Origin of the sequence: Okeania sp. SIO1H4, from assembly GCF_010672695.1 — a bacterium.
Lineage (GTDB): Bacteria > Cyanobacteriota > Cyanobacteriia > Cyanobacteriales > Microcoleaceae > Okeania > Okeania hirsuta.
Map to the genome: position 1 here is coordinate 29,778 of NZ_JAAHGB010000028.1, position 14,579 is coordinate 44,356.

Sequence of the window (14,579 nt, forward strand, 5' to 3'; positions counted from 1 at the left end):
TTAATCTAGAGAAAATTTACTAATTTTCTCAACTAAATTAGTTGACTCAAATCCGTTTAATTAAGCTGAAATTTTATTGTTCCTCCATCAATTCTCCCATAGCAACAACAATTTTCCGCTCCCCAACATAAGGATTACGACCATGAGCGATTAGCATATTATCAAGCATAATCATATTTCCTGGTTGCCAAGGAAAACTAATTGCGGCTTGTTCATAAATAGCTCCAATTTCCTCAATTACTGAATCTTCAATTGGGGAACCATCACCATAATAAACATTCCGAGGCAGTCTTTCTTCTCCAAATTCAGATAATAAAGATTGACGTACAGCAGCATCTAAATATGAGATGTGATGTAACTGAATTTGATTAAAAAATATCTTTTCTCCAGTTTTGGGATGAGTAGTTATTGCTGGTCTGATTTTAGCAGTTTTTAAACCATTCTTATTTAACCACTCAAATTCTATTCTAGCATTTTTACAATAACTTTCAACCTCCGATTTATTGTTAGTATGGAAAAAGTCTTGCCAACTAACATCTAAATCTTCAATATAATTTCTGACATACATTAATTGTTTTTCCTCTAATTTTTCTCGGAGCTGAGGATTCAACATTTGATAAACCTTTCGGCAATCAACAATAGGAGTTTCTCCACCAGATTCTGCTGCCTTTAAACATAAGAAAAATATTTTCTGAGGCCAACGATGTAAATGAGAGCTTTCATTATGAAATAGGATGGCTTTATCCTCTGGATAAGGTGTGGAACCATAAACTTTCTTACTCACACCTTCCCTTGGCAAATCTCCATATTCTCCAAATAAACTAGGAGTAATAGCACCAGCAACCTTTTCAAATTTTGAGGCAGAATTAATATTAAAATCTTTCAACAAAATTGCACCATGTTGACGTAAATTAGTCTCAAAAAAATCTTGGTTATTCTTTGCCCAGTCAACTAGATCGACTTCCTCACTATTAGGTTCGATTACTAAAGGAAAGCTTTGTTCTGGTTTTAAATAACTGGTTTTAATTAAATCTTTTTGTGGCAGACTAACTGCCTTTGGTTTAATAGATTTAAACTTTTTAAAGTTAGCCTTTGTCCGTTTAACTTTAGCAGCTTTTTCAGCTTCTTTTTCAGATTCAGTTAGCATTTCTAAGTCCTTAATTTTAGTCTCTTGGTTATTAGCAATATTAGTTAATAATGTTTGTAAATGGCTGGACATCTGAGCGATCGCCTGTTGCTCAAAAATGTCTGTACTATACCTTAAATTCCAGGTAATTCCTGCTTCAGTTTCTTCAACAAATATAGCTAGGTCAAATCTGGCAATTTCAGTATCTATAACAAAAGGTGCGATTTTTAAATTGGGAAGTTCAAACTCTGGTACGGGAGCATTTTGCAAAACAAACAATATTTGAAACAATGGAGTTGTATTCGCCTTTCTTTCAGGTCGTAAAACATCCACCAACTTAGCAAAAGGCAAATCCTGATGAGCGTAAGCTTCCAATGTCACCTCCCTAACTCGCTTCAGTAACTCCTTAAAAGTGGGATTCCCAGATAAGTTAGTTCGCAACACTAGCAAATTCACAAAAAACCCAATCAGAGATTCTGTTTCAGCCTGGTTGCGATTAGCAATATCAGTACCTACAACAATATCATCCGAATTTGTATAGCGATACAACAGAGTTTGCAAAGTTGCCAACAATGTCATAAACAAAGTCGCGCCTTCTTGACGACTCAAACCATGGAGTTTTTCTGCAATTGTTGGAGAAAGGGTAAAAGATTCAATTTTACTTTGCCCATTCCTAATTTCTGTTTCCTCCTTCTTAAATGGTAACTCCAAAGTAGGAGGTGCCCCTGCCAGTTTTTGTTTCCAGTAAGAAATCAGATTTTCTAGCACCTCTCCGCTTAACCACTGTTGTTGCCAAAAACTATAGTCACCATACTGAATAGGTAATTCAGTTAATGGGGATGTCTGGTTTTGACTATATGCAGTGTAGAGATCAGAAAGTTCTTTGATAAATACTCCTATCGACCAACCGTCAGAAATAATATGGTGCATTGTCACCAATAGTATTGATTCTGTGGCAGAAAATTTCAGCAGACTAACTCGTAACAGATGACCTGTGGTGAGATTAAAAGGTTTTGCTGCCTCTTGTCGGGCGTATTTTTGCAGGTCTGTTTCCTGTTGATGAGGAGATAGATTTTGCCAATCGCTAACTTCTAGTTGGAAATTAATATCTGGTTCAACTATCTGTACTGGAGTACCGTCGTTTGCTTCAAACCGAGTGCGTAACACTTCATGGCGACGGACAATTTCTACTATAGCTGACTTGAGAGCATCATCGTTAAGGTTGCCTTTGATGCGTAACACTCCTGAATCATTGTAAGTTTCGCTTCCACCTTCTAGTTGGTCGATAAACCAGAGTCGTTCCTGTGCCCAAGATAGAGGTAGAGATTCTCCGTTACGGGGTAGAGGTTGAATGACTGGTATTTGTAGTGTCGTTGAGTTTTCGGTTAATTGCTCTATACTCTTGTCTAGTTGTTCTACAGTGGGAGATTCAAATAGGGTTTTAAGGGGTATTTCTATTGCTAAGGATTGTCGGATGCGAGATATTACTTGAGTTGCCAGGAGGGAATGACCTCCTAGATTAAAGAAATTGTCGTGGATACCTATTTTAGTTACTTCCAAAATTTCTGCAAAGATTTTTGCTAGGATTTCTTGAGTAGGAGTTTGAGGCGGAATATATTCATCGGTATTGGTTAAGTCTATATCCGGTGCTGGTAATACTTTACGGTCTATTTTGCCATTGGGAGTTAGTGGTATAGTCTCTAATAAAACAAAGACAGACGGTACCATGTATTCTGGTAATTTTGATTGTAGGTAGGGTCGCAAATCTTTGCTATTGAGTGATTTCTCAGAACTAACAATATAAGCTACCAGTCGTTGATTTCCTGGAGTGTCTTCTCTACAGATAACTACATTTTGCTGTACTTGAGGATGGGTTGATAAAGCTGATTCTATTTCTCCTAGCTCAATGCGGAAACCTCTGAGTTTAACTTGGTTATCAATACGACCGAGATATTCTATATTTCCATCAGGCAAATATCTAGCTAAATCTCCTGTTTTATATAACCTCTTTTCTTCCAACTTCTGTAGGGGCGTTAACGTAGTTGTGTGTAGCAAATTGCCATTCGCCCCTACAAATTCTTCTCTTCTAAATTCTGACTCCTGACTCCTGACTCCTGACTCCTTCCAGATAATAAATTTTTCTGCTGTTAATTCAGGTCTGTTGAGATAACCACGAGCTAAACCAGCGCCTCCGATGTGGAGTTCTCCTGGTACTCCCATGGGAACAGGTTGACCAAAGCGATCGAGAATGTAGATTTTTGTGTTGGCAATGGGAACACCAATTGGTGTTGTGACTTTTCCACTTTCTGCTAGCTTAGATTCATCCCCAACAAAGTAAATTGTTGACCAAATAGTAGCTTCTGTAGGACCATACAAGTTCCATAATTCGGTACCACTGTTCTTAAGTTGACTAGCTAATTGAATAGATAAAGCTTCTCCACCACATAAAATTTTAATTCCCAAGTTTTGCTCTAATAAACCTGAAGTTAAGAGCATTTTCCAGGTGGCAGGAGTTCCTTGCATCACTGTTGTGTCGGATTTTTGTAAGTAATTCAACAACTGATTACCATCGGTTGCTATTTGACGTGACACCACGGCCAGTTTTGCTCCTACAGTTAGTGGGAGATATAACTCCAAAGCTGCAATATCAAAGCATATAGTAGTAATCGCACTCAAGGTATCCTCTGGAGTTAATCCTAGATAACTATTCATGGATACTAAGAAATTGACTACTGATTTATGGCAGATTTGAACTCCTTTTGGTTTACCTGTAGAACCTGATGTATAAATTACATAAGCTAAATTGTCTGGAGTGACTCCACTATCAATATTCTCAAGACTGTAAGTAGCAATAGCATCCCAGTTACTATCTAAACATACTACCCGTGCAGAATTTTCTGGCAAAATTTCCAATATTGACTCGCCAGTCAGCAAAACTGATACAGCAGCATCTTCTAACATATAAGCTAAACGTTCCCTTGGATAACTGGGATCTAATGGCACATAAGATCCTCCTGCTTTTAAGATTCCCAATAATCCTACTACCATTTCCAGAGAACGTTCTACACAAATACCTACCAATGTTTCCGGTTTCACTCCTAAGCTCTGTAGGTAATGAGCTAACTGATTAGCTTTAGCATTCAACTGTTGATATGTTAATTGTTCTCCTTCAAATACTACTGCAACAGCATCCGGTGTTTTTTCTACTTGTTCTTCAAATAACTGATGAATACATTTATCGGCAGGATACTCAACCGCTGTATCATTCCACTCCACTAATAATTGATGATGTTCTGCTTCTGTTAGTAAAGGTAACTCAGAAATAGGGCAGTCCGGATTAGCAACAATACCAGCAAGCAATGTCTGAAAGTTTTGTGTCATTCTCTGGACTGTTTCGGCATCAAATAGATCGGTATTATACTCGAATGCTGCTATCATACCCCATTTGTTTGGGTTTAATAACCCTGTGTTCCTTTCCAAAGAACAAAATCCCTCTGGAGAAATTTCATCCATAAATAAAGTCAAGTCCAACTTTGATATCTTTTTTTCTATGGGTCTCGGTTCAAGTGTCACTCCTGAGAGATTAATTTTTGTTAAGGGAGTATTTAGGAGAACCAACATTGCCTGAAACAGAGGCGATCGCCCAAGATCTCGTTCTGGTTTCAATACTTCCACCAATTTTTCAAAAGGCATATCCTGGTGAGCATAAGCTCCCAGAGCGACTTGACGCACCTGACTGAGAAGTTCTAAAAAGCTTGGATTGCCCTCTAAGTTTGTGCGCAATACTAAATTATTAACGAAAAATCCGATTAAGTTTTCTGTCTGAGCTAGGTTGCGCCCTGCAATTGGTGTTCCTACTCCAATATCCTTCTGTTGCGTATAACGATACAATAAGATTTTAAATGCTGCCAAAAGTGTCATAAATAAAGTGACACCTTGTTGTCGACTCAAATTTTTGATAGCATTACATAATTCTTTTGGCAATAATAGAGTTTGAGTAGCACCTCTATATGTTTCCGTAGTTGGTCTTATTCTATCAGTAGGTAATTCCAGTACCGATAGATTTTTGAGCTGTTGCTGCCAATAATTTAGTAATTTTTCCAGTTCTTCTCCCTGTAACCATTTATTCTGATGTATGGTAAAGTCTGCATACTGGATCGAAAGTTCTGGTAAGGGTGACGGTTGGTTATTACTGAATGCTTCATACAGTGCTTCAATTTCTCTAAAAAATAAACCTGAAGACCAAGCGTCATTAATAATGTGGTGTACAACAAAGATTAATACATATTCGTTTTCTGTTAATTGCAGTAGGGACAACCTGATGAGTGGTGCTTGTGTTAAGTCAAAAGGTTGCAGAGTTTCTTTTTCAATTAGTTGTTTGACTTTTACTTCTCTTTCATTTTCTGAAATTGAACGAAGATCGGCAACAGGTAATTTTAGGGTTAGGGATGGTAAAATAACCTGAACTGGTTCTCCTGTTTCCATTGCGAAGTATGTGCGAAGTACTTCATGTCTACGGATAATCTCATTTAAACTCTGTTCTAGTGCGATTATATTTAGTTTGCCTCTACAATTGAAAACGCCAGATTCGTTATAAGCATAGTTTTCTGGTTGGAGTTGTTGCAGAAACCATAGTCGTTTTTGACCAAAAGATACGGGAAATACGAATACATCTTCATTATTTTGCTTTAGAGGTGTTTCTATATTTGTAGTTGTCATAGTTTGCTTGTTTAATAAAAGAATAAAATTTATTAGGTTTATACTAAATTAGGATGTTAAGTTATGAAGGAAGGCAGGAGTCAGAAGGAAGAAGGTTTTCTTCTATTGTCACCTTAATTTTATAGACAAACGATGCTACTAAACATGATATTATTATTTACTATTCATTAAGCTTGACTCGGTATGCTTCACGAGCAACTGGGACTATTTTCTGAGCTTGAACTTTGTTTTCTGTTAACTGATAACCTTGAATCTTTTCAGAAATTCCTGCAACTCTTGGTGCATCAAAAAATTCCTCCATTGCTATTTCTATTTGAAATATTTCTTTGAGTCGAGAGTTAAGTTGTGTTGCTAGTAATGAATCTCCTCCTAACTCAAAAAAATTGTCATAAATGCCTACTTTTTCAATACCTATAAATGTCTCAAAAATACTTACAACTTTTTCTTCTATTTCATTACGAGGTGCTACATAAGCAGTGGCAAGATTAGGGCGTACATGAGTTGAACTAGATGAATTTTTCTGTGCTGTTGTCTTTTGATTTTTAGGTTTGATCGTACTGTATCTCTCCATTATCGCCTGAAAATCTAATGTTGATACGACAATTTGCGAGAGAGAATTTAGCTGTAATTGGTCTCCATTTAAAATACGACTAAATGCTTCTACTCCTTCTTGATTATTAAGACCTTGTTTGAGAGCTTCTTCATGTTGCTTTTTAGAGCCTTCAGGGACTTTTACATTTGTTGACATTCCTACTTCATTCCATATACCCCAATTAATAGAGACTGTAAATGTATCAGTTTTACTACTAGAAAACTTGTCCATAAAAGCATTAGCACCACTATAATCTATTTGCCCAATTACACCAATTATAGAAGTAATAGAAGACCAAAAAACTAAGAAGTCTAGTTTAGTATCTTTAAAAATTTCATCTATAACTAATGTACCTTTGACTTTAGGAGCAAAAATCTGCTCGACTATTTCTGGTGTTTTAATTTTAATTGTATTTCGATCTACAGTTCCAGCAGCATGAATTACTCCATGAATATTACCGAATTTTTCATATACTCGATTTACTGCTGTCTGCATTTGTTCTTTATTGGCAACATCAGCTTGTAGAATTAAAACTTCTGCACCCAATTTCTCTAGCTTTTGTAACTTTTTAATTTTGTCGATAACTCCATTATTGTCTTCAGTTTTCAATAAATTTTCCCACTCATATTTGGGAGGAAAATCCGAACGCCCAATTAATACTAATTTTGCTTGTACTGTTTCAGCTAAATATTCGGCGATCGCTAAACCAATACCTCCCATTCCTCCTGTAATTAAATAAACTCCTTTTTCTCGTAATCTTTTATTTTCGGAAGCTGGTTCTAAACTGATAGGTTCAAAAGTTTCTATCCACCTGCGTCCTCCACGATAAGCAACTGCTGAAGTGCTGAATTCTGCTGCTAACTCTGTAATTAGTCTATCAATTCTTATAGTAGATATGTTGTCTGAAACATCAGATTTTTCTATATCTATAGAACAACAATTTACATTAACTAATTCTTGGGAAATTACTTTACAAGCACCTAATATAGTGGCTTTTTCAGGAATATTTTTTTCAGTTCCAGTCACTTTTTGAAGATTGCTAGAAATTACTCCTATTTGTAATGAGTCCTTAAAAGTTTTGCTATTTAATGCTTGTGCTAAATAGAGCAAACTGTAGAATCCTAATTTCTGATATTCTTCGTAATTTTTAGCCGGAATCAAGCTCCAGAAATGAGAAATATTTTGAATATTTCCTAATTCAAGAACCTCATTTAATAAAATATCGTAATTTTCCTGAATTTCAGGATTTATGGTAAAAACTCTTTCTTGGATTTTGTGAAATTTATCTCCTCTTTTGACTTGAATAACTTCCGCACCATACTGACTACTCAATCTCTCACAAAAAGCAGAACAAAATTCAGAATCATCTACAAAAACTAACCAACGTTTGCGTTCGGAAAAATCCACCGATGGTAAAATTTCATGTTTCCAACTAGGAACATAAAACCAATCAGCAATATCTGGCTTTTTCAATAAATTTCCAATTTTATTCCTGATTCCTGACTCCTGATTCCTGACTCCTTCTTCTGCATCAACCCAATAACGTTGGCGCTCAAATGGATATGTGGGTAAAGGAATACGACAACGTTCTTCCTGAGCAGAAAATCCCAACCAATCTATTTTTACCCCTGCTAACCAGAGTTTACCGAGAGTATTTAACAGAAATTCTGTATCTGACTGTTCATCTTTGGGATGGCGCAATGAAGATAATACTACCCTTTCTCCTGATTGCTTTCTGACAAAAGTAGCAAGAGTGCGCCCAGGTCCAACTTCTAGGAATATCTGTTCTGAGTCTTTCAATAATTCCCCAATACCATCAGCAAATCTTACTGGTTGGCGTAAATGTCGCGCCCAATAAGTCGGATCGATCGCCTCATTATTTGTAATCCAACTACCAGTAACATTAGAAATAAATGGTATCTGTGGAGGATTAAGATTTACCTTTTTAACTACCGCTGTAAATGGTTCAACAATGGCATCCATCATCTGAGAATGAAAAGCATGAGACGTATGCAAGCGACGACAGTTTATTTCTCGCTGCATCAGCATATTTTCTAATTCTGCTATAGCTTCCAAACTACCAGAAACTACACTTAAAGATGGAGCGTTATTAGCTGCTAACTCCACTCCAGTAATTTTAGTTTCTGCTAAAAGATACTCTACATCAGAAGCAGATAAGCTTACAGATAACATTGCCCCTGCTGGTTGTTGCTGCATCAAACGACCGCGAGTTGCCACTAACATCAAGGCATCTTCGAGGGAAAAAACGCCAGCTAAAGTTGCTGCTACATATTCTCCAATACTATGACCGATAGTTGCTGCTGGATATATTCCCCAAGACATCCATAGTTTGGCGAGAGAGTATTCGATAATGAATAGTGCAGGTTGAGCAATAGCAGTTTGGTTTAAGTCGGATAAAGAATATATATCTATATCTAAGTGTGGTTTGAGTAACTCCCGACAGCGATCGTACTCTTCCCGAAATACTTCCTCTGTTTCATATATTTCTCGCGCCATATTGACATATTGGGCACCTTGTCCCGTAAACATAAAGACTACCGGGGAATTATTTGATTCGTTGAAGTTGCTGAAAATTCGCTGTGGGTCTTTTGTTCCTAATACTTTTACACTATCTTCTATATCTGTAGTTACTACTATCTGTCGGTGAGGAAATGCTTTACGACCTACTTGTAGAGTGTAGGCAACATCAGCGAGTGAGATGCTAGGGTTGTCTTTCAAATAGTTGACTAAATTTTCTGTTGCTGTTTCTAGAGCGGAAGGGGTACGCGCCGAAAGTAATAATAATTGATGTTTTCGCGAACTTGGAGCAACATCTACAGGAGGAGCTTCTTCTAAAATGACATGAGCATTCGTGCCACCTATTCCAAAGGAACTTACTCCCGCGCGACGTGGCGTCCCATTAGTTTCCCATTCTGACAATTTAGTATTTACAAAAAACGGACTGTTATCAAAATCTATTTGCGGGTTAGGAGTTTCAAAATTGATACTGGGTGGCAAAACTTTGTGCTTCAATGCCATCACAGTTTTAATGAAACCCGTAATTCCTGCTGCTGCATCTAAATGTCCGACATTTGTTTTTACCGAACCAATAGCACAGTAACCTTTTTTGTCAGTATTAAGGCGAAAAGCATCTGTCATAGCAGAAATTTCTATCGGATCGCCCAAAGGAGTTCCTGTTCCATGAGCTTCCATATAAGTAATTGTTTCCGGTTCAACTTCTGCCATAATTTGAGCTGCCCGAATTGCGTTTTTTTGCCCTGCTTCACTTGGTGCTGTATAGCCAATTTTTTCATCTCCATCATTATTAATAGCAGAACCTTTAATCACAGCATAAATAGTATCTCTATCTGTAATTGCTTCTTCCAAACGTTTGAGAACAACTACTCCTATTCCATTTCCTCCCAAAGTACCATTTGCTTTAGCATCAAAAGCACGACAATGACCGTCTTCAGAAATTATTCCCCCAGGAGATAAAGTTAATTCATTTTGGGGAACTTTAACTGCTACTCCAGCAGCTAATGCCATATCACATTCCCCACTCAGCAAACTCTGACAAGCTAAATGAACTGCTACTAACGAACTCGAACAAGAAGTTCCTACACTAACACTTGGACCTTTTAAATTTAATTTATAAGAAACCCGACTTGGTACATAATCTTTGTCAATTCCTATGATACTTTGTAATAACCCAACTGATGACATTATTTCTTGGTTGGGAAAAAGATTATAGATGGAATATGTACTCATTCCTACTCCAGCATAAACTGCTATTGGTCTTTCTTCTATTTCGCTGTTATAACCTGCGTTTTCTAATGCTTCCCACGCACATTCTAGAAACATTCTATGTTGTGGATCCATGATTTCTGCTTCCCTGGGATTAATGCTGAAAAAATTGGCATCAAATAGGTCTACATCTTCTAATATGGAGCCTGCTTTTATGGTTTGATTGTCATTATTAACTGTAGGAAAAACAGAGGTTAATTCTACTCCGTTAATTAGATTTTGCCAAAATTGATTAATGTTTTGACTTCGAGGATATCTCCCTGATACCCCAATTATTGCTATCTCTAAACCTGTTGTATTATTCATGAGTTTTTTGAGTGTTATTTTTAGTAGTAGGTTGGGTTGAGGAACGTTAGCGGAGCTTATCCGCAGGATAAACCCAACTTCTAATTTTTCGGTATTTGTTGGGTTCGCTGGCGCTTAACCAAACCTACTTTTTTCCATATAATTTTTCGGTATTTGTTGGGTTAGCTGGCGCTTAACCCAACCTACTTTTTTTCATATAATTTTTCGGTATTTGTTGGGTTCGCTGCCGCTTAATCCAACCTGCTTTTTTCCATATAATTTTTCGGTATTTGTTGGGTTCGCTGGCGCTTAACCAAACCTACTTTTTTCCATATAATTTTTCGGTATTTGTTGGGTTAGCTACCGCTTAATCCAACCTGCTTTTTTCCATATAATTTTTCGGTATTTGTTGGGTTCGCTACCGCTTAACCCAACCTACTTTTTTTCATATAATTTTTCGGTATTTGTTGGGTTCGCTACCGCTTAACCCAACCTACTTTTTTTCATATAATTTTTCGGTATTTGTTGGGTTCACTGGCGCTTAACCCAACCTACTTTATTTAGTAGTTCTACTTTTATTTAATCTCGCTTTAAGCCGATTTTTACCAGCTTGTATTTTGACTTTTAAATTTTCATCTTTTTGTTCTATTGAATCCTGAATATTGATGTCTGAATCCTTACTTAATTGTTCTGATAATTTGCTAATAGTAGCATAGTTGAAAATATCCACTAATGATATATTTTGAGATTCATTTGGTAATGCTTCTCGGAGTTGATTATAAATTTTAGTTACTTGTAAAGAATTCCCTCCAATATCAAAAAAGTTATCGTTAACTCCAACCTTTTCTAGACCTAGTACATCTTCCCATATTTTTACAATAGTTTGCTCAATTTTTGTTTTAGGTGGTACATAGTTAGATTCTTTTGCAAGCAAGTCTGCTTCTGGTTGAGGGAGCGATCGCCTATCTATTTTACCATTAGCAGATAGGGGGAAAGCATCTAGAAACACATAAGCAGACGGTATCATATATTCTGGCAATTTACTTGCCAAAAATTGGCTGATTTCTGAAATGGTTGGTTCGGGTTTTTGCTTGGAAATTATATATGCAACTAAATATTTGTTTTCTTGTTTGCCAATAGTGATTACGAGAGCTGAATCTATTCCTGGATATTTTCTGAGAGCTGTTTCTATTTCCCCTATTTCAATCCGATGACCCCGAATTTTGATTTGAAAATCTACTCTTCCTAAAAATTCAATATTTCCATCAGGCAAATATCTTCCTAGATCCCCAGTTTTGTATAATCGCTCTTGAGTTTTCGGATGAGTTATAAAACTAGCTTGTGTTTTTTGCTCGTTTTTCCAATAACCGACAGCTAATCCCACACCTCCAATGTAGAGTTGCCCGGGTACGAAAACTGGCCTCGTTTCCATGAAGTCATCCAACACATAAAAACGTTGATTCAATAATGGTTTACCATAAGGAATGCTCTTCCAATCTGGATTAATTTTCTCAATAGGATAGTAAATTGACCAAATTGAGGCTTCAGTTGCTCCTCCTAAACTGACTACCTCTACCCCTTGCCATACAGATTGAATTTGTGGTGGTAAGCTAACTGGCAACCAGTCTCCACTCAACAAAACCAGGCGTAATAAAGATGATACTGTTTCCTTTCTAGCAGATACATATTCTACCAACATTTGCATCAGAGCAGGTACGGAATTCCAGAGAGTGATTCCATGAGTTTCTATTAACTCTATCCACTCAGATGGATCTTTTGTTCCTGTTGCCGATGGTATGACTATACTCCCCCCAGCAGCTAGTACACCAAAGATATCGTATACTGACAAGTCAAAGTTCAAAGCTGATACTGCTAATGCGCGGTCAGATGGTCCTACACCAAAGCGTTGATTAATATCTAGGATGGTATTAACTGCACCTCGATGGTCGATGGTTACTCCCTTTGGCAAACCAGTGGAACCGGAGGTGTAAATAACATAAGCTAAATTATCTGGAGTCGCACTAATCTTTAAATTATAAGGTTCGTCTTCGTCTATAGATGGGTTAAAAGTATCAACATCAATACGTTTAACATTATTAGGCAAGACAATATCTGTCAGACAGGATTGGGTAAGTACAATTTCTACATCGCTATTTTCTAACAAATATTGCAACCGTTCTTTTGGCTCTTTGGCACTAATTGGCAAATAAGCAGCTCCAGAAGCTAAAATTCCTAAAGTGGCAACTACTTGCTCCCATCCTTTTTCCATGACTATTGCTATTAGTCGATTGGGTACAGCTCCCAAATACTGCAACTTTTCGCCTAAATGTGTTGACAATTTGTATAATTCATTGTAAGTCAGAGAATGGTCGCCTGAAATTACAGCAACTTCATTTCCGCGTATTTTAGCTTGGTCTGCAAACAAACTATATAAAGTTGCCTCAGAAATTGGCATCTCTGTAGCATTAACTTCTGTCCTTTGTAAAAATTGGTTCGCAGGAATTAAGTATTGTCTACTTGTCTCACTCCAAACTTCATCAGATTTAGCCAAAGATTCGATCAGATTGCAATAAGCTGCAAACATATCATCAATTAATCCTTCTGGGAACAAATCTATCACTACATCCCAGTTAAACAGTAATTCTCCATTGTGTTCGGTGACTTGATGATCCATCCACACCTGAGAAGCTTGACTGATACCATAGACTAATTCACCAAATTTATGTATATAATTCTCTTGACCTATAGCGCTAGTAAAAACAATTGGCATGGCAACAGGATTTCCCCTTTGTCTGCGATTGATTTCTCGCATAACTCGCACTCCGCTAAAATAGCGATGCTCTAAATCTTGCCATAATTGTCTCTGTAACCCTAACGCTCTATTAGTAAATGTTTCAGTTCCTGAATTATCTACCGCTAAGAGGTTAACGGAAGTGAAATCTCCTAGTATGTCGTTAACCTGGGGATGTAAGGGTAGACGATTTAACAGAGCAACATTCATGGTAAATTTCGGACTTTTACCCCATAAAGTCAGCACTTCAGCAAATGCTGCTAACAATATACCAGAGGGAGTTAAACCAACCTCACCCCCTCGTTGTTTTAATTTTTGCCAGGTTTCCGGACTCAGTTGACCACTAAATCGCCGACATTGATAATTTTTGAGAGAACTTGGATTTTTTGCTAGAGGTAGTTCCGGTCCGGGAGGCAAACTATCAATTCGATTGAACCAATATTCTTGCGATCGCTTAAAAAGTTCAGTGTTTTGAAGTTTTTCTTCAGCTAAAACACAGTCCCGGAATGTAATTTCCAGTGGAGGTAGGAGAGTTTCTGGATTCTGGTAAAGTTCCATCCACTCCTTAAAAAACAGCATCATGCTCCAGCCATCAAATATCTGGACATCATAGCTGAAATGTAGTCTGAGACGTTCTCCATCTAGAAGAGTAGCTCTAAACTCAAACAGAGGCCATTTATCTGCTGGCAAGACTTGATGAGACAGGATATTTCGGATTTCGTCTATCTGCGCTTGCACAAAATTATCATCTTTCCCTCTCAAATCTAGAGTTGATATTTCATACAGTGGTACTTCTGCAAAAACTTTTTGCAATCCATCTGGTAATATGACTGAGCGCAACATATCGTGACGCTGAATTAATTGGTTGAGCATCTGGTTGAGTCGCTCTATCTTTAAACCCACTCTTTCCAGTTCATAATAACCGTGATTAGCAACATCACCCAATTCCAAAACACCCATGCGCCCTACCCAATAAGCATATTGAATATCTGTAAGTGGGAAAGGTTCATAGCGTTGATCTGGTTGAGGAGTTATCGTTGGTAAATAACTAACACTAGCTCCTATTTCATTTTGTTGTAACCGCTCAATAATTTCTGCTTTATGCTCAGAAATCATTTCTCGTCGTTCGGGAGTCATTAAACCTTTGGCTGCCTGGATGCGTAGTTTTTCACCATCAATCCAAAATTTAACGCCGTCTTCTGAAAGTTCGTTTAATAGTTCGTTTACAGTCATTTTATTTTAAAATTAGTTTGTATTTTAAC

Annotated in this window: 3 protein-coding genes; all 3 read right to left on the reverse strand. The window is 37.2% G+C overall.

Annotation, left to right across the window (positions count from 1 at the left end):
- Positions 1 to 73: 73 nt before the first annotated feature.
- Positions 74 to 5,845 carry a non-ribosomal peptide synthetase gene (locus tag F6K06_RS18510; protein ID WP_287242707.1) on the reverse strand — a complete coding sequence of 1,924 codons (5,772 nt, stop codon included), beginning with the start codon at positions 5,843 to 5,845 and terminating at the stop codon, positions 74 to 76.
- 160 nt (positions 5,846 to 6,005) lie between these two features.
- Positions 6,006 to 10,547, reverse strand: a complete 4,542-nt coding sequence (locus tag F6K06_RS18515) for a type I polyketide synthase (RefSeq protein WP_287242708.1) — start codon at positions 10,545 to 10,547, stop codon at positions 6,006 to 6,008.
- A gap of 535 nt (positions 10,548 to 11,082) precedes the next feature.
- Positions 11,083 to 14,550, reverse strand: coding sequence for an amino acid adenylation domain-containing protein (locus F6K06_RS18520; protein ID WP_287242709.1), 3,468 nt, complete (start codon positions 14,548 to 14,550; stop codon positions 11,083 to 11,085).
- Positions 14,551 to 14,579 lie beyond the last annotated feature (29 nt).